The sequence below is a fragment of the Mesorhizobium sp. LCM 4576 genome, from assembly GCF_001854815.1.
GTDB classification, from domain to species: domain Bacteria; phylum Pseudomonadota; class Alphaproteobacteria; order Rhizobiales; family Rhizobiaceae; genus Mesorhizobium; species Mesorhizobium plurifarium.
Window position 1 is genome coordinate 258830 of record NZ_MDDT01000057.1, and the last position, 20613, is coordinate 279442.

18 protein-coding genes are annotated in these 20613 nt (G+C 65.1%); 8 read left to right on the forward strand and 10 right to left on the reverse strand.

Annotation, left to right across the window (positions count from 1 at the left end; translation table 11 throughout):
* Positions 1–5: 5 nt before the first annotated feature.
* Positions 6–968 carry a homoserine kinase gene (locus LCM4576_RS27030; protein WP_071035522.1) on the forward strand — a complete coding sequence of 321 codons (963 nt, stop codon included), beginning with the start codon at positions 6–8 and terminating at the stop codon, positions 966–968.
* A complete protein-coding gene (rnhA, locus tag LCM4576_RS27035) occupies positions 965–1495 on the forward strand; it encodes a ribonuclease HI (protein WP_071035523.1) in 531 nt (176 codons plus the stop codon). Before LCM4576_RS27030 ends, rnhA begins: the two co-directional genes overlap by 4 nt.
* A gap of 212 nt (positions 1496–1707) precedes the next feature.
* Here the strand turns inward: rnhA and LCM4576_RS27040 are convergent, their stop codons facing one another.
* The 3 genes from LCM4576_RS27040 to LCM4576_RS27050 form a co-directional block, all read right to left on the reverse strand.
* Positions 1708–2184 (reverse strand): DUF2938 domain-containing protein, encoded by a 477-nt coding sequence (locus LCM4576_RS27040; protein WP_041005155.1) that lies wholly within the window; start codon positions 2182–2184, stop codon positions 1708–1710.
* A gap of 100 nt (positions 2185–2284) precedes the next feature.
* Positions 2285–2767 carry a peroxiredoxin gene (locus LCM4576_RS27045; RefSeq protein ID WP_041005157.1) on the reverse strand — a complete coding sequence of 161 codons (483 nt, stop codon included), beginning with the start codon at positions 2765–2767 and terminating at the stop codon, positions 2285–2287.
* Between the two features lie 87 nt (positions 2768–2854).
* Positions 2855–3661, reverse strand: a complete 807-nt coding sequence (locus LCM4576_RS27050) for a protein-disulfide reductase DsbD domain-containing protein (protein ID WP_071035524.1) — start codon at positions 3659–3661, stop codon at positions 2855–2857.
* Positions 3662–3786: 125 nt separating this feature from the next.
* Here LCM4576_RS27050 and LCM4576_RS27055 point away from each other — a divergent pair, with 125 nt between their 5' ends.
* A complete protein-coding gene (locus LCM4576_RS27055) occupies positions 3787–4395 on the forward strand; it encodes a YqgE/AlgH family protein (protein ID WP_071035525.1) in 609 nt (202 codons plus the stop codon).
* A gap of 123 nt (positions 4396–4518) precedes the next feature.
* Here LCM4576_RS27055 and LCM4576_RS27060 read toward each other — a convergent pair whose 3' ends face one another.
* The 4 genes from LCM4576_RS27060 to thrC all read right to left on the reverse strand — a co-directional run bounded on the left by LCM4576_RS27060 (position 4519) and on the right by thrC (position 10829).
* Positions 4519–7365 (reverse strand): EAL domain-containing protein, encoded by a 2847-nt coding sequence (locus LCM4576_RS27060; protein ID WP_116398019.1) that lies wholly within the window; start codon positions 7363–7365, stop codon positions 4519–4521.
* A 44-nt stretch (positions 7366–7409) separates the two neighbouring features.
* A complete protein-coding gene (locus LCM4576_RS27065) occupies positions 7410–8006 on the reverse strand; it encodes a GNAT family N-acetyltransferase (protein WP_040991155.1) in 597 nt (198 codons plus the stop codon).
* Positions 8007–8124: 118 nt separating this feature from the next.
* A complete protein-coding gene (locus LCM4576_RS27070; RefSeq protein WP_071035527.1) occupies positions 8125–9417 on the reverse strand; it encodes a pitrilysin family protein in 1293 nt (430 codons plus the stop codon).
* A 14-nt stretch (positions 9418–9431) separates the two neighbouring features.
* Positions 9432–10829 (reverse strand): threonine synthase, encoded by a 1398-nt coding sequence (gene thrC, locus LCM4576_RS27075; RefSeq protein WP_071035889.1) that lies wholly within the window; start codon positions 10827–10829, stop codon positions 9432–9434.
* A gap of 128 nt (positions 10830–10957) precedes the next feature.
* On the opposite strand from thrC, the gene LCM4576_RS27080 reads away from it, so the two are divergent.
* A complete protein-coding gene (locus tag LCM4576_RS27080) occupies positions 10958–11704 on the forward strand; it encodes a hypothetical protein (RefSeq protein WP_071035528.1) in 747 nt (248 codons plus the stop codon).
* Between the two features lie 24 nt (positions 11705–11728).
* On the opposite strand, the gene LCM4576_RS27085 is transcribed toward LCM4576_RS27080, so the two are convergent.
* A complete protein-coding gene (locus LCM4576_RS27085; protein ID WP_071035529.1) occupies positions 11729–12418 on the reverse strand; it encodes an HAD family phosphatase in 690 nt (229 codons plus the stop codon).
* Positions 12419–12707: 289 nt separating this feature from the next.
* Between LCM4576_RS27085 and LCM4576_RS27090 the strand changes: the two genes are divergently transcribed.
* Positions 12708–13841: a site-specific DNA-methyltransferase gene (locus tag LCM4576_RS27090; RefSeq protein WP_071035530.1), complete on the forward strand. Its 1134-nt coding sequence runs from the start codon at positions 12708–12710 to the stop codon at positions 13839–13841.
* A gap of 54 nt (positions 13842–13895) precedes the next feature.
* Here the strand turns inward: LCM4576_RS27090 and LCM4576_RS27095 are convergent, their stop codons facing one another.
* Positions 13896–14507 carry an HAD family phosphatase gene (locus LCM4576_RS27095; protein WP_071035531.1) on the reverse strand — a complete coding sequence of 204 codons (612 nt, stop codon included), beginning with the start codon at positions 14505–14507 and terminating at the stop codon, positions 13896–13898.
* Positions 14508–14517: 10 nt separating this feature from the next.
* Positions 14518–15639 (reverse strand): A/G-specific adenine glycosylase, encoded by a 1122-nt coding sequence (gene mutY / locus LCM4576_RS27100; protein WP_071035532.1) that lies wholly within the window; start codon positions 15637–15639, stop codon positions 14518–14520.
* Between the two features lie 33 nt (positions 15640–15672).
* Here mutY and LCM4576_RS27105 point away from each other — a divergent pair, with 33 nt between their 5' ends.
* From LCM4576_RS27105 to smc, 3 genes are all read left to right on the forward strand, one after another.
* Positions 15673–16182: a DUF721 domain-containing protein gene (locus LCM4576_RS27105; RefSeq protein WP_071035533.1), complete on the forward strand. Its 510-nt coding sequence runs from the start codon at positions 15673–15675 to the stop codon at positions 16180–16182.
* A 154-nt stretch (positions 16183–16336) separates the two neighbouring features.
* The gene (locus tag LCM4576_RS27110; RefSeq protein ID WP_071035534.1) at positions 16337–17083 is read left to right on the forward strand and encodes a DsbA family protein; all 747 of its coding nucleotides are present in this window, start codon (positions 16337–16339) and stop codon (positions 17081–17083) included.
* Positions 17084–17146: 63 nt separating this feature from the next.
* A complete protein-coding gene (gene smc, locus LCM4576_RS27115; RefSeq protein ID WP_071035535.1) occupies positions 17147–20608 on the forward strand; it encodes a chromosome segregation protein SMC in 3462 nt (1153 codons plus the stop codon).
* Positions 20609–20613 lie beyond the last annotated feature (5 nt).

Consider the following 20613-nt stretch of genomic DNA (forward strand, 5'->3'; position numbering starts at 1 on the left):
ACCGCATGGCCGTCTACACCGACGTCAACGAAGGCGAGCTGACTGCGTTCCTCAAAGCCTATCCGGTGGGTGAGCTGCTCTCCTACAAGGGCATCGCCGAAGGCACCGAGAATTCCAACTTCCTGGTCCACGCCTCGACCGGCTCCTATATCCTGACGCTCTACGAAAAGCGCGTCGACAAGGCCGACCTGCCGTTCTTTCTCGGCCTGATGGGCCACCTCGCCAGGAAGGGCATTTCCTGTCCGCTGCCGGTCACCGCGCATGACGGCACCGTCATCGGCACGCTGGCCGGCCGGCCTGCGGTTATCATCACCTTCCTCGAGGGCCTGTCGCTCAGGCGCCCGACCGCCGCGCATTGCGCGGAAGTGGGCAAGGCGCTCGCCGGGCTCCATCTTGCCGGTCAGGATTTTCAGATGAGAAGGCCGAATGCGCTGGCGATCGACGGCTGGCGCAAGCTCTGGGCGGCATCGCGCGAGCGCGCCGACGAGGTCGAGCCGGGCTTGGCGGCCGAGGTCGATGCCGACTTTACCGATTTCGAACGCAACTGGCCGACCGGCCTGCCGCAAGGCATCATCCACGCCGATCTGTTCCCGGACAATGTCTTCTTCCTCGGCGAGAAACTGTCCGGGCTGATCGACTTTTATTTCGCCTGTGACGATCTCTACGCTTACGATGTCGCCACCTGCCTCAACGCCTGGTGCTTCGAGAAGGATTTTTCCTTCAATCTCACGAAGGGGGCCGCGCTGCTTTCCGGCTATCAGTCGGTGCGGCCGCTTCAGGGTGACGAGAAGGCGGCGCTGCCTATGCTGGCGCGCGGCTCGGCGCTGCGCTTCATGCTGACAAGGCTCTATGACTGGCTGACCGTTCCGGATGGCGGGCTAGTGATGAAGCGCGACCCGACCGAGTATATCCGCCGCATGCGCTTCCACCGCGCCATCAAGTCGCCATCCGAATATGGGCTGACATGAACAAAAAGATCGAGATCTTCACCGACGGCGCCTGCTCGGGCAATCCCGGGCCGGGCGGCTGGGGCGCGGTGCTGCGCTACAACGGCGTCACCAAGGAACTGTCCGGCGGCGAGGCGGAGACCACCAACAATCGCATGGAGCTGCTCGCCGCCATCACCGCGCTCAACGCGCTGAAGGAACCTTGCACGGTCGACCTCTACACCGACAGCAAATACGTCATGGACGGCATCTCCAAATGGATCCATGGCTGGAAGAAGAACGGCTGGAAGACCGGCGACAGGAAGCCGGTCAAGAATGGCGAGCTCTGGCAGGCGCTCGACGAGGCCAACCGGCGCCACAAGGTGACCTGGTACTGGGTCAAGGGCCACGCCGGCCACCCGGAGAACGAGCGCGCCGACGAGCTGGCCCGGCAAGGCATGGCGCCGTTCAAGCCGAAGCTGGCAAGGCCTGCGGCGGCTGCGGCTGCGCCACAGAAAGCCGCTCCAACAGGCAAACGCGCACCCCGGCGCTCTACGCAGAGCTATTGAGATGCGCTCACCGTTGGCAGATTGGTCAGGTACGCGCGAACTGAAGCAAGAAGACGTGCGCCGGCTGCGGCGACTCTGGGATGAGGGCAAGGCGAGCGGGAGACCGGGGCCTTTGGATTTTCACGCCCTCCGAAAAGAGGCTCGGAGGAAGTTGGCGGAAGCGGCGCCGAGGAGCTGTTAGCTCCTGAACGGGAGCTGCCCCYTTTGCCGCTTCAGCGGATCAGCAGYGCCGTCGAGAACATGCCGAGCGCGAACACCGTATGCGCCACCAGGTTCAGTGCGCGCACCTTCATCGGATTGGGCAGCCTGGATGCCGCCCAGCCTGCGCCCATGCCAGGCGCCAGCAGGAACCAGCCGGCCCCGACCGTGACGATGCCGAGGATGAAGGCCGGCAGGAAGGTCGGCGCCGCCAGCCAGCCCGCGCCGGCGAGCACGACAAGGATGACGCCGTAGAGGATGCCGACCAGATAGTGGAAGGCCCAACCCAGCGCCTTTTCATGCGCATAGGGCGCTGCCTTGCCGATATCGTCGTGAAAAACCCGCTCCGGCAGATGCCGGACCCAGCGTCCGACCATGCCCCAATTGGGCAAGGGCTGGCCGATCGCTTTGTTGAGGATGATCGCCCAGATATCCATGAACACCGTGGCGCCGATGCCGATCGCCACCGCGCGCCAGAGGATGTCCAGCATCAGAGTATGATCCCGAAAAGTGGGAACCGGTTTTCGGACAAGATCATGCTCCAACAAAAAGTCAGATCGGGATGGCGGGTCAACGAAACGTCATCCTGATCTAGAGCTGCTCGAGGATCTTGGCGGCGCCGCTTTCGTTGACGCCAGGCTTGGTCTCGACATTGAGCGCCACGACCTTGCCGTCGTCGACGATCATCGAAAAGCGCTTGGAGCGCAGGCCCATGCCGGCCGCGGAAAGATCGTTGTCGAGCCCCACGGCCTTGGCGAAATCACCGCTGCCATCGGCGAGATAGAGGATCTTGCCTTCGCCGCCGGAGAAGCGCGCCCAGGCGCCCATGACATGCACGTCGTTGACCGAGACGACGGCGATCGTGTCGACGCCACGCGCGAGGATGGCGTCGTGGTTTTCCAGATAGCCCGGCAAATGGTTGTTGCTGCAGGTCGGCGTGAAGGCGCCGGGAACACCGAACAACACCACCTTCTTGCCAGCGAAGATTTCTTTGCCGCTTATATCCTTCGCGCCATCGGCGGTCATCGTTTTGAAGGTCACGTCGGGCAGTTTTTCGCCAACCGAAATGGTCATGGGGAGCCTCGTTTACGGGAGATGGGAAGGACCAGCGCCTTCGATAACGGACCGGACGCTTTCCCGCAACCTTGACCACATGCTGGATCAAGGGAAAGGCAGCAACCCGTCCACCGAACCCTCGGCGCTGGTCAGCGTGTAGTACAGCCCGCCATCGGTCGGCGTCGCCGACGGCCGGTCGAGGATCGGCACGGTGAAGACGAGCTTGCCGTCCTTCTGGCTGCGCACCGGCGCGCCGAACATATAGTCGCGTTCCCCGGCGATGAAGAAATCGACGGATGCCGGATCGCCGGGCGACTGCGCCTGGACGACAAGGGTTTCATGGTCGCCGGGCAGCACGTTGATGCCGAAATCGGGCCGGGCCGGGGAAGGCAGCGTCGCCAGCGCGGTCTTCACCAGTGCGGCGTCGGTCGCGTTATCCGGATCGGAGYCGGGGTCGACGCTGAGCCGGGTCTGCACCGGAATGYAGATCGTCTCGCAGATGCCGAGGAAGACATGGGCGTCGATGGTCGCCGGTTGGCCGGGCGAAGACAGCGTGAAGGTCACCGGCAGCGAGACCGGACGATCGTAGCCGGCCCATTTGCCGTAGCCGTCGTCATGCCGCTGAGGCGGCGGGAACGACAGTTGCGCGTCTGCGATGTTGGTGCTGCCGGATATGTCGAGCTGCGGCGGCACGCCGGCATCGCCCGGATCGCGCCAATAGGTCTTCCAGCCGGGCTTCAACGCGATGTCGAGCACASCGTGGATCTTGCCGGCCTGGTCGGGCCTGCCGGTGGTTACCAGCCGAACCTTGCCGCCTTCCGAATTGTACCAGTCCGAGGAAGAGGCCTCGGCCGGGAGGCTTGCAGCCCACCCCAAAACGACGCCGAGAACCAGTATTTTCATGTATCTCATGCGGTGATTTGACCGTCCGTTCTTGGCCGCGCAATGACTTCGTCAGCCTCCCGGTATCATATTTGCGTGACATAGGGGACCGTCACCATCTTTTCGGCGCTGCCGAAACGCGTTACGCTCAAGCCATGGACTTGCTGCGCCACAAGAAGGCGGCCGCCGGACGCGGCTTCCTCGACGACCAGTTCCTGATTGCCATGCCTGGCATGAAGGACGACCGTTTCGCGCGCTCCGTCATCTACGTCTGCGCCCACAGCGACGAAGGCGCGATGGGGCTGATCATCAACCAGACGCAGCAGATGCTGTTTCCGGACCTGCTGGTGCAGCTCGGCATCATGAACGAGCAGGAAGCGATCCGCCTGCCGGCGCATACGCGCGATTTCGTCGTGCRCAATGGCGGGCCGGTTGATCGCAGCCGTGGCTTCGTGCTGCATTCGGGCGACTATCGCGTGGAATCCTCGCTCACCGTCTCCGACGACATCTGCCTGACGGCAACCGTCGACATATTGCGCGCCATCTCCACCGGCCGCGGCCCGCGCCATGCGCTGATGGCGCTCGGCTATTCCGGCTGGGGCGCCGGCCAGCTCGAGACGGAGATCGCCGAGAACGGCTGGCTCACCTGTCCGGCCACGCAGGAACTTCTGTTCGACGCCGATATCGAGCGCAAATACGACCGTATCTTGGCTTCGATCGGCATCGACCTTGCTCATTTGAGCGCGGCTGCGGGGCATGCTTGACGCTCGCGATTTGGCGCGAACGCCCGCGACGTCGTCATCCTAGGGTCTGCGCCGCGTCGCTGCGCTCCTTGCTCCGCCCCAGGATGACGAACTGAGARGCGCAATCGCCGAAGCGACAGGCCTCTAAGCCTGCGTCAGCGGGTACTGCTCCCTCAGCGTCTTCAGCACCTGGTCGCCGGGCATCGGCGCGCCGAACATGAAGCTCTGGACATATTCGCAGCCCATCTGGCGCAGCTCCAGCGCGTCGCTCTCGTCCGAAATGCCTTCCGCCACGACCGAAAGCCCCAGCTCATGCGCCATGTTGACCATGGATTTGAGCAACACGGCGCGCTTGGGCGTCGCGTCGTCAACAAAACTCTTGTCGATCTTGATCGTGTCGAAGGGGAAGCGCGTCAGATAAGAGAGCGAGGAATAGCCGGTGCCGAAATCGTCGAGTGACAGGCCGATGCCGAGCTGCTTMAGCTTGGTCAGCACATGCGCGGTCTGCTCGGGATTGTCCATCACCAGGGATTCGGTGAGCTCTAGCCGGAAGCAGCGCGGTTTCAGATTGGCTCGCGCGATGACCGACCGGACGTCRCTGACCAGGTCGCGGCGGATGAGCTGACGGCTGGAGAGGTTGACCGAGACCGACAGCGGCGCGTCGCCGATCTGCTTTTGCCACGCAGCCAGATCCTCGGCCGCCTGCTGCATGGCGAACAGCCCGAGCTGCACGATCAGCCCGCAATTCTCGGCCACCGGGATGAAGTCCCCCGGCGGGATCATGCCGCGCCTGRGATGGTCCCAGCGAAGCAGCGCCTCGAAGCCGGCGACGCTGCCGTCCTCCAGCCGCACGATCGGCTGATAGGCAAGCGTGAACTCACGCCGCTCGATGGCGCGGCGAAGGTCGGATTCGAATTGCAGCCGGTCGGTGCCGACGGTGCGGAAGGCGGGCCGGAATGGCTCGATCCTGTCGCCGCCGAAGCGCTTGGCCTGGTGCATGGCAAGCTCGGCGTCCTTGACCATGTCTTCGGCCGAGGTTTGCGCCGTCGTCCAGGTGATCAGGCCGATCGAGGCGGTCAGCACGATCTCGCGCTTGGCGAAGGTGATCGGATTGTTGATCGCGTGCTTGATGGCGTCGGCGATGGCCGCGATGCGGGCCGGGTCCTGCTCCGAAAGCAGCATCAAGGCGAACTGGTCGCCGGCGAAGCGCGACAGCGAATCCTTCGGCTTCAGGAGCCGGTGCAGCCGGCGCGCGACGGTGAGAAGGATGGTGTCGCCGGCGGAAATGCCGAGACCGTCATTGACCTGCTTGAAGCGGTCGATGTCGATGATGAAGACCGTCGGGCRCACCTTGTCCTCGGTGCGGGCGATCGAGATGATCGCCTCCAGCCGGTTYATGAACAATTCGCGGTTCGGGAGGCCGGTCAAATTATCGTGCACGGCGTCGTGCAGCAGCCTTTCCTCGGATTTCTTCTGCTCGGTCACGTCGACCATGGTGCCGACGCAGCGGATCACCTCGCCGTCGGACCCGATCACCGGGCGGGCGCGCAGCGAGAACCAGTGATAGTGGCCGTCGGCGCCGCGCAGGCGGAAGTTCTGCGCCACCTTGCCGCGCCGGTGCTCCAGCACCACGTCGAGCGTGGTGCGGAACGTGTCGCGGTCGTCGGCATGCAGCGCCGGCAGCCAGTTGCGGGCAGCACCGCCGAGGCTGTTCGGCGCAAGGCCGAGCTGCAGGCTAATGTCCGGCTTGGTCACCACGCGGTCACGCAGCACGTCCCAGTCCCAGACGATGTCGCCCGAGCCCGCGACGGCGAGCGCCTGGCGCTCGAGGTCGGAGAACAGGCCCTGATGCAGCGCGCCGCCGGCAAACGCATGCTGCATGACGGTGAAGCCGATGAGCAGGATGATGAGGATCAGCCCGCCGCCCAGAGCCGGCTGGGCGATGTCGTTGTCCAGCATRCCGGTGATCGCCATCCACGAGCCGCATAGCCATAGGAGCACCATGACCCAGCTCGGAACCAGCATGATCGCGCGATCATAACCACGAATCCCGAGGAAGATGATGAGGCCGAGGCCGGTGAGCGCGGTGGCGGCGAACGAGATGCGCGCGATGCCGGCGGCGACCGCCGGATCGACGATGGCCACCCCCGCGATCAAGAGCAGTCCGAGAATCCAGACCAGGGCGCCATAGCTGAAATGGCCATGCCAACGGTTGAGGTTGAGATRGGCGAACAGGAACACCACGAAGGTTCCGGCAAGCGCCACCTCAGTGCCGGCCCGCCATATCTGTTCGTTGCCGGGCGAGATCTCGATGATCTTGTTGAGAAAGCCGAAGTCGACGCAGATATAGGCGAGCACGGCCCAGGCGAGCGCCGCTGTCGCCGGAAACATCGAGGTTCCCTTGACCACGAAAAGAATCGTCAGGAACAGCGCCAGAAGCCCCGAAATGCCAATCACGATGCCGCGGAACAGCGTGTAGGAATTGACCGAATCCTTGTAGGAATCCGGCTCCCAGAGATAGACCTGCGGCAGCTTCGGCGAGGCGAGCTCGGCGATGAAGGTCACCACCGTTCCGGGGTTCAGCGTCACCCGGAACACGTCGGCGTCGGGGCTTGTCTGGCKGTCGAGCGCGAAGCCTTCGCTGGGCGTGATCGCGGCGATGCGCGTCGAGCCGAGGTCGGGCCAGAAGATGCCGGAATTCACCAGGCGGAAATGCGGGGCGACGATCAGCCGGTCGAGCTGCTGGTCGGTGGTGTTGGCGAGCGCGAAGACGGCCCAGTCGCCGCTGGAGCGCGCGTCATTGGCCTCCACCTCGATGCGCCGCACGATGCCGTCGGGGCCGGGCGCGGTCGAAACCTGGAAATTCTCACCCTGGTTCCGGTAGATCTCCACGGCGCCGGAGAGGTCCAGCGCCTTGTCGTCACGCGCGATCTTGATCGGCTCGACGGCGAAAGCCGGCATCGCCGAAAAAAGCGTGACGACGACCGTCATGATGAGGGCGAACAGCGACGCTAATCGCGGAGAATTCGTCACATTCAGCCCTTCGTTCCGTCGCTCGGCGGATCGTCCGCGATCCGGGCGTAGAGGTAGTGATCCTGCCAGATGCCGTTGATTCTCAGATAGGATCGCAGCAGTCCTTCGCGCCGGAATCCGGCTTTTTCAAGCACGCGGATCGACCGGGCGTTTTCGGGGATACAGGCAGCTTCGATCCGGTGCAACCTGAGCGTATCGAAGGCGAAGCGCGACACCAGCTTGACYGCCTCGGTCATCAGTCCGCGTCCGCCGAAGCGTTCGCCGATCCAGTAGCCGATATGGCCGCTCTGCGCGACGCCGTGGCGGATGTTGCCGAGCGTGATGCCGCCGGCGAGCTTGCCGCTCGATTTTTCGAAGATGAAGAAGGCGATGGCCGTGCCCTGCGCGTAATCCTCGCGGTAGCGGCTGATGCGCAACCGCCAGGCGGTGCGGTCGAGCTCGTCCGGCTGCCAGCGCGGCTCCCAGGGCTCGAGGAAGGCGCGGCTTTCGCCGCGCACTGCCGCCCATTCGCGGTAGTCATTGGTCAAGGGCACGCGCAGCGTGACTTTTTCGCCTCTCAGTGCCGGCAGGTCGCGGCGAAAGAAAGGGAGCGCGAACACGGCGCTGGTTCTAAGCGGATATTCGTGGGATGCCCCACGAATATCCGCCTAGATTCCCTGGTTGCTCGCAGGTTCTGATCGCAAAACCGTGGGGCACTTTTGCGGAACCTGCTTAGGGTCAAACGGCGAGCCGGCGGGCCGTCGTCTGCGGGCCCGCAAGCGATTCGAGGATCGCCTCGTAGGGCGCAAGCGTGCCCACGGGGCCGACCGCGGTGAGCGTCGGCTTGGTCGAGAACAGCCGCGAGGAGAGGTCGGTCAGCCGGTCGACGGTCAGTGCCGAAAGCCGCTCCATCAATTCCTCCTTGGCGATCGGCCGTCCGAACAGAAGCAACTGCCTGGCGATCTGCGAGGCGCGGCTGGCCGGGCTTTCGGCCGACATGATGAGGCCGGCGCGATATTGCGCGCGGGCGCGGTCGAGCTCTTCCTGCTGGATGCTCTCGCCGGCCTTCTGCAATTCGTCGATGATCACCGGCACCAGCTTGGCGATGTCGCTTTGCCCTGTCGCGGCGTGCACGCCGAAGATGCCGGTGTCGGAAAAACCCCAGTGGAAGGCATAGACCGAATAGCAGAGGCCGCGCTTCTCGCGCACCTCCTGGAACAGCCTCGACGACATACCGCCGCCGAGGATCATCGACAGCACCTGCGAGGCGTAGAAATCGCGCACATGGTAGGCGCGGCCCTCGAAGCCGAGCACGATCTGCGCGTCCATAAGGTCGCGGTCCTCGCGGAAATCGCCGCCGACATATTGCGCGTATTGCGGGATATTGCCCGCCGCCTTGGCGCGGAAGCCGCCGAGCTGCTTCTCGACCTCGCGCACGAAGTTGTCGTGTTTGACGTCGCCGGCCGCTACGATCACCATCCGCTCGGCGTCGTATTGCCGCTCRATGAAGCCGTGCAGCTGCTTGGAGGTGAAGGATTTGACCGTCTCCGGCGTGCCCAGGATCGAGYGGCCGATGGTCTGATGGCGGAAGGCCGTTTCGGTGAAGCGGTCGAAGACGATGTCGTCGGGCGTGTCGTGCGCGGCGCCGATCTCCTGCAGGATCACATGCTGCTCGCGCTCCAGCTCTTCGGGATCGAATTCGGATTGCTGCAGGATGTCGGCCAGGATATCGACCGCCAGCGGCACGTCGTCGGAAAGCACCCTGGCATAGTAGGATGTCGTCTCGACGCTGGTGGCGGCGTTGATCTCGCCGCCGACATTCTCGATTTCCGAGGCGATCTCGAAGGCGCTGCGGCGCTTGGTGCCCTTGAACGCCATGTGCTCGAGCAGATGGGCCATGCCATGCTCTTCGTCACGCTCGTTGCGAGCGCCTGACTTGACCCAGGCCCCAAGGGCAACCGATTCGATGCTTGGAAGGGTTTCGGTGGCGACTGTCAGGCCGTTCGACAGACGGCTTACCTCAACACCCATATGGCAAGTACTCCCTAACGCGCCGCCCGCGAGTGGCGGCTCACGTAATCTTCCACCATTTTCAAGTCGGATGGAAGTATCGWGTATTTTTCGTCGGCTGTCATCAAGCCGCCTAGCCAGGCGGGCAGGGCAGGGACGATGCCGCTCGCCGCCTCCACCGCCGCCGGGAATTTCGCCGGATGCGCGGTGCCAAGCACCACCATGGGCACCGGGCCGGAGGCACGGACGGTGGCGACATGAACGGCGGCGGCGGTGTGCGGGTCGAGCAGGTAGCTGCTTTTCTCCAGCGTCGCGCGGATGGTGGCGGCGACCTCCTCGACAGTGGCGCGGCCGGCGTCGAATTCGCTGCGGATGCGTGCCATCTCGCCGGCTTCGATGGYGAAGGCGCCGGACTGCTTCAGTCCGTTCATGTAGCGTCTGACCGTCTCGGCATTGCGCCCCGCGGCCTCGAACAGCAGGCGCTCGAAATTCGACGACACCTGGATGTCCATCGACGGCGAGGTCGTGGCGAACACGCCCTTGGTGCGGTATTCGCCCGTTGCAAGCGTGCGCGCCAGGATGTCGTTGTCGTTGGTGGCGATGATCAGCCGCTCGATCGGCAGCCCCATGCGTTTGGCGGCGTAACCGGCGAAGATATCGCCGAAATTGCCGGTCGGCACCGTGAAGGAGACCGGTCGGTCGGGCGCGCCGAGCGACAACGCCGAGGAGAAATAATAGACGATCTGGGCCATGATGCGGGCCCAGTTGATCGAGTTGACGCCCGACAGCGACACCCGGTCGCGAAAGGCATGGTCGTTGAACATGTCCTTCACCAGGCCCTGGCAGTCGTCGAAATTACCCTCGACCGACAGCGCATGGACGTTGGCGRCCGAAGATGTCGTCATCTGGCGCTGCTGCACCGGCGAGACCTTGCCGTTGGGGAAAAGGATGAAGATGTCGGTGCGGTCGCGCCCGGCGAAGGCGTCGATTGCCGCGCCGCCGGTGTCGCCGGAGGTGGCGCCGACGATGGTGGCGCGCTGGCCCCGTTCGGCAAGCACGTGGTCCATCAGCCGCGCCAGCAACTGCATCGCCACGTCCTTGAAGGCCAGCGTCGGGCCGTGAAACAATTCGAGAATGAAGGTGTTTTTCCCGGTCTGCACCAGCGGGCAGACGGCCTCATGCCGGAACGTCGCATAGGCTTCGCGCACCAGCCGTTCGAAGACGGGCGCCGCGATCTCGCCGCCAAGGAATGGCGTCAAGACGCGGATGGCGAGGTCCGGATAGGCAAGCCCGCGCATGGCACGGATGTCGGCGGCGGAAAACTGCGGCCATTCGCGGGGCACGTAAAGCCCGCCGTCGCGCGCCAGGCCGGCCAGCACCGCGTTTGAAAATCCAAGCGCGGGCGCTTCCCCGCGGGTACTCACATATTGCATCGTCAAAGGCCCATTGCTGCCGGTCGCGTCATCCACGGCAATTGGTTAATTTTCCGAGCCGGCTCAGTCGCATTTTTGCCGCGCGGTTGCTATACGTCACCGGCTTTGTGAGAGGGAAGTGCAGTTTCATGGCGTTTTATTCGGTCAACCGTCGTTTTGTCGCGGGTCTGGCGCTCACCGGCTTTATGCTTGCCGCCGCCGGCTGCCAATCGAGCGACAATGGTATTCTGAACCTCGGTTTCGGCAAGAAGAGCGATCCGACCGCGCCGCCGCCGCCGCAGGATCCCAAGATCCTTGCCAGCCAGTTGCGCGCCTATTGCCCTAAAGTGACGTTGCGCGACGGCACCGCCTATTTCAACACCTATGCCAAGGGCGCAACGGCGAAGCCCAAGAAAAAGAAGCTTGATCCGGCGGCGCAGGCCGAGGCCGAGGCAGCCGCCGCGGCCGCCCAGACCGGCCCCAACGGCCAGCCGATCGATCCCGATCACGACCCGTCGAAGATCATCTACCAGGCCTCGATCACCGATGTGACGCGCGATTGCACCCATGCCAACGGTCAGATGTCGATGAAGATCGCCGTGGCGGGCAAGATCGTGCCAGGCCCGATGTTCGCGCCCGGCACCGTCACCATGCCGATCCGCATCGCGGTCCAGCATGGCGACGAGGTGCTTTATTCTCAATTGCATCCGTATCAGGTGCAGGTCACCGACCCCTCGGCCGCTACTCAGTTCGCCTTCGTCGACAACAATGTCGTGGTGCCGGAGCCGACCGCGCGCGACTACCAGGCCTATGCCGGCTATGACGAGAACACGCCGRCCGCCACCGGGGACAAGTCGAAGGGCAAGCGGAAGAAGCGCGCTCCGGCGACGAACTGAGCAAGGTCAGGGTTCGAACGAGCCCTAGGCGTCTTCCGACCACTCCGACAGTGCCGCGATCGTGCTGCTCAATTCCGCCCAGCGGCGGATGACCGTCGCGGCGCCGGCCTCGGTCAACGCATCGGCGTGGCCCGGATAGCTATGACCCGCGCCGGTGAAGCCGATCACCCGCATGCCCGCCGCCCTGGCGCCGGCGATGCCATGGACAGAGTCCTCGATGACGAAGGTGTTCTTCGGGTTGGCGCCGAGCTTTTCGGCGGCGTAGAGGAACACGTCCGGCGCCGGCTTGGTCTTCTTGCTGGGAATGTCCAGTCCCGAAAAGATGCGACCGGCGAAGAACGGCAGCAGCCGCACCTTCTCCAGCATGAATTCGACCCGCTCGGTGCGCGAGTTGGAACAGACGGCGCGCGGTGCCGTGACGGCGGCGACCGCCTCGCGGGCGCCGTCGATGATGCGCACGTCTGCGCGCAGCTTGCGGTCGACCAGTTCCTCGGCGCGGTCGATCAGCGAGGCCTGGAACGGGATCTCGGACTTCTCCTCGAGCCGCAGCATGATGTCCTTGAACGTCAGCCCCGCATAGGTCTCGAAAATCTCCTCCGCCGATATTTCGAATCCGGCCGATGTCAGAAGCTCGGCCTCGACGCGCGCGGCGACGATCTCGGAATCGACGAGTACGCCGTCGCAATCGAAAATGACAAGATCTGGCTGGGGCATGGCAATCCGGAAACGTTGGAGAGGGGCCTGAATGGCTTAGAGCATGATGCCGAAAAGTGTGGAGCGGTTTTCGGACGACATCATGCTCCATTTCTTTGATCTAGAGACGGATTCAGATTTCGGGTCCTGTCGACCTGAAATCTGAATCTGGCTTTAGGYGGGCGCGGCATACACCAACGGGCGKGCCTTCGCAAACCGTCGAGGGTCAGGCGGCGGCCTTCACCGAATGTTTACGCTGATCGGTAACCATAACAGCCAGTAAACCGTAACGCGTTTTTTGGGTGTTTCGATGTCTGCCGTGCGTCTTCTCGACGAGCTTTCCCACGCTCCCCTTAAGTCCGAGTGGCTGGACACGATCCTGAAAGGCGATTGCGTCGCTGCGCTCGACAGGCTGCCGGAAAAGTCGGTCGACATCATCTTCGCCGACCCGCCCTACAATCTGCAGCTCGACGGCGACCTGCACCGGCCCGACCAGTCCAAGGTCGATGCCGTCGACGACGACTGGGACCAGTTCGAGAGCTTCGAGGCCTATGACGCCTTCACCCGCGCCTGGCTGCTCGCGGCGCGCCGCGTGCTGAAGCCCAGCGGCACCATCTGGGTCATCGGCTCCTATCACAATATCTTCCGCGTCGGCGCCCGCATGCAGGATCTCGGCTTCTGGATCCTCAACGACATCGTCTGGCGCAAGACCAACCCGATGCCGAATTTCCGCGGCCGCCGCTTCCAGAACGCGCATGAGACGATGATCTGGGCCTCGCGCGACCAGAAGGCCAAGGGCTACACCTTCAACTACGAGGCGCTGAAGGCTTCGAACGACGACCTGCAGATGCGTTCAGACTGGCTGTTCCCGATCTGCACCGGCGGCGAACGGCTGAAGGACGAGAACGGCAACAAGCTGCACCCGACGCAGAAGCCGGAGGCGCTGCTGGCCCGCATCATGATGGCCTCGACCAAGCCGGGCGACGTCGTGCTCGATCCGTTCTTCGGCTCCGGCACCACGGGCGCCGTCGCCAAGCGCCTCGGCCGCCACTTCGTCGGCATCGAGCGCGAGCAGGCCTATATCGACGCCGCCAATGAGCGCATCGCCGCGGTGCGCCCGCTGGAAAGCGCCGATCTCACCGTGCTTTCGGGCAAGCGCGCCGAACCGCGCGTCGCCTTCATCAGCCTGATCGACAACGGCCTGGTGGCGCCGGGCGTCACGCTCTACGACGCCAAGAAGCGCTGGGCGGCGAAGGTGCGCGCCGACGGCACGCTGGCGATCGGCGACAGCGCCGGCTCGATCCACAAGATCGGCGCCGAGGTGCAAGGTCTGGATGCCTGCAACGGCTGGACCTTCTGGCACTATGAGCGCAGCGGCGGCCTCACCCCGATCGACGAGTTGCGCCGCATCGCCCGTCTCGGCATGGAGCGGGCAGGAGCCTGAGCGGCCGCCCGCTCTTGAATCAAGACTTCAACGGATCGCCGCAAGCGATTGAGTTCAAGCCGCAATCCCGAACCGTTCAAGGTCCGCTTTAAGCGTCCTGGCGTCGGTGAACAGCACTGACTGCCAGCCGGCGACCCTGGCGCCATCGACATTCTTCTGGCTGTCGTCGATGAACAGYGATGCCGCCGGATCGAGCCCAAACGACGCCACGTGATGGTCGTAGATCGCGCGGTCCGGCTTGATCAGGCCGATATCGCCGGAGACGGTGACACCGCGCGGTTTCTCCAGGAACGGAAAACGGGCGCGCGCCTCGCGGAACGTGTCCGAGGCCCAGTTGGTGAGCAGCGTCACGTCGTGGCCGCCGTCGATCAGGCCTTCGAGCAGGGCGACGCTGTCTTCATAGGCGTGCGGCGCCATCTCGTGCCAGTGCCGGCGGAAATTGCGGATGTTCTCGGCGTGATCGGGATGCTCGGCGATCAGCAATGATTCGGCTTCTTCCCAGGTTCGGCCGCGATCCTGCTCGAGGTTCCAGGCGCTGGTGCAGACATTGTCGAAGAACCACTTCCGCTCCGTGGCGTCCGGGATCAGGCGGCTGAACGGGATGTCCGGATCGTAATGGACCAGCACCTTGCCGATGTCGAAGACGATGTGGCGAATTTCGGTCATTGCGGGCCTTTCAGCGGGTAGGTTGCTTTTTGGTCGCCCCCGGTATGGCCGCCTCGATTACCTTTTTCATGACGGTGGGCAACGCTTCCCCGGGAATTTGATGGGCCAGCGACCAGAAATGTCCTGCCGGCGCATCGCCTTTGATCCGGGCATGGAAGATGTCGAGTTCGAGCGCGAAATGGGTGAAGACATGCCCGATCCGCCCGGCGCGACGCCAATCGGCTGGAAAGGGCGCGGCGTCGGCCGTCGTGGCGCCGTCTACGCGGGCGGTCCAAGCCGTGGTCGGCACCTCGGTCATGCCGCCGAGCAGGCCCTTCTCAGGCCGCTTGCGCAGAAGGATGGCGCCGTCGTCGCGCTCGGCGACGAAGGCAGCGCCCTTGCGAAGCGGCTTGTCGTCTTTCGGCAGGCGGACCGGGAAACGCTCGGGATCGCCCGAAAGAATGGCGCTGCAATCCTCGCGCACCGGGCAGAGCATGCAGCGCGGGCGTTTCGGCGTGCAGATCATCGCGCCGAGATCCATCATCGCCTGGGCGAAATCGCCGGGTCGCGTCTCCGGCACCAGCTTTTCGACCAGCGCGCGGATTTGCGGCTTGGCCTCGCTGAGCGGCGTTTCGATCGAATAAAGCCGGGTCACGACCCGCTCGACATTGCCGTCGACGACCGCGGCCGGCCGGTCGAAAGCGATGGCCGCGATCGCCGCTGCGGTATAGGCGCCGACTCCCGGTAGTTCGCGCAACCCGGCCTCGGTGTCGGGAAAGCGGCCGCCCTTATGCGCCACGAGGTCGGCGCAGGCCTTCAGGTTGCGCGCCCTGGAATAATAGCCAAGCCCGGCCCAGGCCTTCATCACGTCCTCGGCCGGCGCCGCCGCCAGCGCCTCGACCGTCGGCCATTTCTCGACGAAATTGCGGAAATAGGCTTTCACCGCCTCGACCGTGGTCTGCTGCAGCATCACCTCGGACATCCACACGCGATAGGGATCGGCACGCACGCCGCGCGCAAACGCGCCCGGCGTCACGCGCCAGGGCAGGTCGCGATGATGCGCGTCGTACCAGGTAAGCAGGCGGGATGCGATGCCCGTATCGCCGGATGCGGCCTGCTGTGATGCCTTGCGGGTCTGGTCTAGCGGTGCCATTGATCGGATGAACTGGGGGACTGGAGAACGCACATGGCAGGGAAAAGGGCCTTCGGCAATCCCGTTCCGGTGAGCGATCTCGCGACCGAGATCCTCGATCCGGTGCTGAGGAAGCGCGCCGGCATCTCGATCGGGCTGGTGCAGTCCTGGGAAGAGATCGCCGGGCCGCGCCTTGCCACCCATTCGCGCCCGGAGAAGATCCAGTGGCCGCGCCGCCTGCACGAGGACGATCCGTTCGAGCCGGCGACACTGATCATCGCCTGCGAAGGCATGGCGGCGCTGCATCTGCAGCATGAGGCCGGCGAGGTCATCAACCGCGTCAATGYCTTCCTGGGCTTCAACGCGATCGGCCGCATCAAGATCCTGCAAAAGCCGGTGCTTTCGCAAAAGGCGCGGCCGAAGCCGGCGCCGCTGCCCTTGAGCGAGGCAGAGAAATCGAAGCTTTCGCATCTGGTCGGCAAGATCGAGGACGACGGCCTGCGCGCTTCGCTGGAGCGGCTCGGCGCCACGATTATGGGTGAAAGGAAGCGCAAAGGGTCGTAAGAAGCGTCATGAATGCGTCACCAATCTCGCGCATTCGTGATGCTTATGATCAAGTTTCGCGATTGGATTGGGGATCGCGATGCCTTAATTCGCGCCAACTCTCGCCTTTTCTAGCTCTTGCATTGCAAAATCCAACCGATATCAGGTGATTCGCATGAACCGCGCCCCGTTTGGCAAAAGTCTGTCCCGCAGAAACGTTCTGACCACGCTGGCCGCTGTTCCCGCGGTRGCGCTGCTTGCTGCGTGCAGCGACTCCGGCGAGGAGGCGAAGGCCGCCRATGTGAAGCCTGCCGACCCGTCGACGCCTGCCAAGCCGGCCACGACCCCGGCCGCGGTCCAGGTGCCGGAGGCGCAAGGCACCGTCGATATGGCGGAACTGCTGAAGCCCGGCGCGCTGCCCGACAAGCAGCTCGGCAAGGACGATGCCAAGGTCACCATCGTCGAGTATGCGTCGATGACCTGCCCGCATTGCGCGCATTTCAACGACACGACCTTTCCTGAGTTGAAGAAGAAGTATATCGACACCGGCAAGGTTCGTTACATCCTGCGCGAATTTCCCTTCGACCCGAGYGCCGAGGCGGGCTTCATGCTGGCGCGCTGCTCCAAGGACAATTACTTCGCCATGGTCGACGTGCTGTTCAAGCAGCARCCGAGCTGGGTCGGCGTCAACAACACCAAGGAAGCGCTGCTGCAGATCTCGAAGCTGGCCGGTTTTACACAGGAGTCCTTTGAGTCCTGCTTGACGGACCAGAAACTTCTGGACGATGTGAGAGCAGTCCAGAAACGCGGAGCGGACGAGTTCAAGGTCGACTCGACGCCGACCTTCTTCATCAACGGAAAGACCTACAAAGGGGCGATGTCGATTGAGGAAATGTCGGCCATCATCGACCCTCTGCTTTGACATCCAGGCCGCGCCGAAGCGGTCGGGCTTCGGCGCCATGGCCTGTAGTGTGGGGCGGCGCGAATGAAATTTTCGCGCCTTCGCCTCCTCGGTTTCAAATCCTTCGTCGAGCCCGGCGAGTTCGTCATCGAACGCGGGCTGACCGGTATTGTCGGGCCGAACGGCTGCGGCAAGTCGAACCTCGTCGAAGCTTTGCGCTGGGTGATGGGCGAAAGCTCCTACAAGAATATGCGCGCGTCCGGCATGGACGACGTGATCTTCTCCGGCTCAGGCGCGCGCCCGGCGCGCAACACCGCCGAAGTCACGCTTTTCCTCGACAACACCGACCGCACGGCGCCCGCCGCCTTCAACGACGCCGATGAGTTGCAGGTATCGCGCCGCATCGAGCGTGAGGCGGGCTCGCTCTATCGCATCAACGGCAAGGAAGCGCGCGCCAAGGACGTGCAGCTTCTGTTCGCCGACCAGTCGACCGGCGCGCGCTCGCCGTCCATGGTCGGCCAGGGCCGCATCGGCGAGCTGATCCAGGCAAAGCCGCAGGCCCGCCGAGCGCTGCTCGAGGAAGCCGCCGGCATTTCCGGCCTGCACACGCGCCGGCACGAGGCGGAACTCCGGCTCAAGGCCGCCGAGCAGAACCTGGAACGGTTGGACGATGTCGTCGGCGAACTGGAAGGCCAGATCGACAGCCTGAAGCGCCAGGCGCGCCAGGCCTCGCGCTTCAAGAACCTGTCGGCCGACATCCGCAAGGCGGAAGCGACGCTCTTGCATCTGCGCTGGACGCTGGCCAAGACCCAGGAAGGCGAGGCGCGTTCAGCGCTTGCCGTCGCCACCACGCTGGTCGGTGACCGCGCCGCCGCCCAGATGGCGGCGGCACGAGAGCAGGGCATCGCGGCGCACCGGCTGCCGGACCTGCGCGACGCCGAAGCCGCCGCGGCCGCCGCCTTCCAGCGCCTGTCGATCGCCAAGACCCAGATCGAGGAAGAGGCCGGCCGCATCCGTGCGCGCCAGACCGAGCTCGAACGCCGCCTGCAGCAGCTCGATGCCGACATCGCCCGCGAGGAGCGGATGGTGCGCGACAATGCCGACATCCTCGAACGCCTGCGCGCCGAGGAAGCCGAGCTCAACTCGGACAATGCAGGCGCGGCCGAGCGCGAGGCGACCACGCGCGCGGCCTTCGAGCAGGCGGGTGCTACGCTGTCGCAAAGCGAAGCGAAACTTGCCGCGCTGACCGCCGAACGCGCCGAGGCGGCCGCCTCGCGCCATCAGATCGAACGCAGCCTGCGCGAGACCGCCGAGCGCCGCGACCGCTTCGCCCGCCAGCTCGCCGAGGTCGACCGCGAGCTTTCCGACATCGTCGCGCGCATTTCCGGCCTGCCGGATCCGGCCGAGAAACGGCTGCTAGTCGAGGATGCGCTTGCCCGGCTGGAAGAGAGCGAGGCAGGCGCCATTGCCGCCGAGCAGGCCGTCGCCGAGGCGCGCGCGGCCGAAAGCGCCGCACGGCCGCCCCTGCAGGACGCCAGGGCGGAGCTGGCGCGCATCGAGACCGAAGCGCGCACGTTGGCGAAAATCCTCAACGCCACCAGCGGCGGCGATCTTTTCCCGTCGGTGCTGGAGCAAATCAGCGTCGAGCGCGGCTACGAAACCGCGCTTGGCGCGGCCCTTGGCGAGGACCTCGACGTCCCGCTCGACCGCAGCGCTCCGGTGCATTGGGGCGAGAGCGCGGTGCAGCCCGGCGATGCGGCGCTGCCCGAAGGCGTGAAGAGCCTGGCAAGCGTCGTGCGCGCGCCGGCGCAGCTTGCGCGCCGCCTGGCGCAGATCGGCATCGTCGAGGCCGCCGACGGACGCCGTCTTCAAGCGTTGCTGGCGCCCGGTCAGCGGCTGGTCAGCCGCGACGGCGCGCTGTGGCGCTGGGACGGCCTGACCGCGAGCGCCGACGCGCCGACTGCCGCGGCGCTGCGGCTGGCGCAGAAGAACCGCCTGGCCGAGCTCGATGCCGAAGCCGTGCAGGCGACGCGCGTCGTGCGCGAGGCTGAGGAAGCATTGGCGCGCGCCGAACAGGCGATGCGCGAGGCAAGTGAGGCCGAGCGCAATGCGCGTCAGRCCGGCCGCGACGCCCAGCATGCGCTGGATGCCGCCCGCAACGCGCTGGCCGAGGCCGAGAAGGCCGGCGGCGAGCTGGTGAGCCGCCGCGCTGCTCTGGACGAAGCCCGTGCCCGCATCGTCGACAGCCACGAGGAGACACAGGCCGCTTTCCTCGAAGCCGAGGAGATGCTGAAGGACGCGCCCGATCTCGGCGACCTGCAGCTGCAGCTCGAACAGGCCTCCGCCAACGTCTCGCGAGACCGCGCCACGCTTGCCGACGCGCGCGCCGTGCATGATGGACTGCGGCGCGAGGCCGAGGCGCGGATGCGCCGGCTGGACGCCATCGGCGCCGAGCGCAAGAACTGGCTGGAGCGCGCCGAAAACGCCTCGACGCAGATTGCCGCCCTCGGCGAGCGCAAGGCCGAGGCCGAAACCGAGCGCGAGCGGCTGGCCGATGCGCCGGACGAGATCGACGCCAAGCGTCGCGCTCTCTTGACGCAACTTTCCGAGGCCGAGGCGCTGCGCCAGGCGGCAAGCGACCGCCTGCAGGAAGCGGAAAACCAGCAGGCCGAATTCGACAAGGCGGCCACCGCCGCCATCCAGTCGCTTGCCGAGGCGCGCGAAACCCGCGTCCGCGCCGAGGAGCGGCTCACCGCCGCCGACGAGCGCCGCGCCGAGGTCGAGGCGCGTATCCAGGAAGCGCTGAACACGCCGCCGCATCTCGTCATCCAGCATACCGGCCTCAAAGCCGACGATCCGATGCCAGATATGGCCGAGATCGAGCGCCAGCTCGACCGGCTGAAGATCGAGCGCGAGCGCCTCGGCGCCGTCAATCTGCGCGCCGAGGAAGAGCAGAAGGAGCTGTCCGACAGGCTGGAGACCATCGTCTCCGAGCGCGAGGACATCATCGAGGCGATCAGGAAGCTGCGCCAGGCGATCCAGAGCCTCAACCGCGAGGGCCGCGAGCGGCTGCTGTCGGCCTTCGAGGTCGTCAACGGCCATTTCCAGCGGCTGTTCTCGCACCTCTTCGGCGGCGGCACGGCCGAGCTGCAGCTGATCGAGTCTGAAGACCCGCTCGAAGCCGGTCTCGAAATCCTGGCCCGGCCGCCCGGCAAGAAGCCGCAGACCATGACGCTGCTCTCCGGCGGCGAGCAGGCGCTGACGGCGATGTCGCTGATCTTCGCCGTCTTCCTCACCAATCCGGCGCCGATCTGCGTGCTCGACGAGGTCGACGCGCCGCTCGACGACCACAATGTCGAGCGCTTCTGCAATCTGATGGAAGAGATGGCCAAGACGACCGAGACGCGCTTCGTCATCATCACCCACAACCCGATCACCATGGCGCGCATGGACCGGCTGTTCGGCGTCACCATGGCCGAGCAGGGCGTCAGCCAACTGGTCTCGGTCGACCTGCAGGCGGCCGAGGCGATGCGCGAGGCGAGCTGACCTAA

Bases quoted from the DNA above. Each gene is read 5' to 3' on its own strand.
- LCM4576_RS27090 (WP_071035530.1), top strand. From the start codon at position 12,708: ATGTCTGCCGTGCGTCTTCTCGACGAGCTTTCCCACGCTCCCCTTAAG.
- rnhA (WP_071035523.1), top strand. From the start codon at position 965: ATGAACAAAAAGATCGAGATCTTCACCGACGGCGCCTGCTCGGGCAAT.
- mutY (WP_071035532.1), bottom strand. From the start codon at position 15,639: ATGGCACCGCTAGACCAGACCCGCAAGGCATCACAGCAGGCCGCATCC.
- LCM4576_RS27045 (WP_041005157.1), bottom strand. From the start codon at position 2,767: ATGACCATTTCGGTTGGCGAAAAACTGCCCGACGTGACCTTCAAAACG.
- LCM4576_RS27085 (WP_071035529.1), bottom strand. From the start codon at position 12,418: ATGCCCCAGCCAGATCTTGTCATTTTCGATTGCGACGGCGTACTCGTC.
- LCM4576_RS27030 (WP_071035522.1), top strand. From the start codon at position 6: ATGGCCGTCTACACCGACGTCAACGAAGGCGAGCTGACTGCGTTCCTC.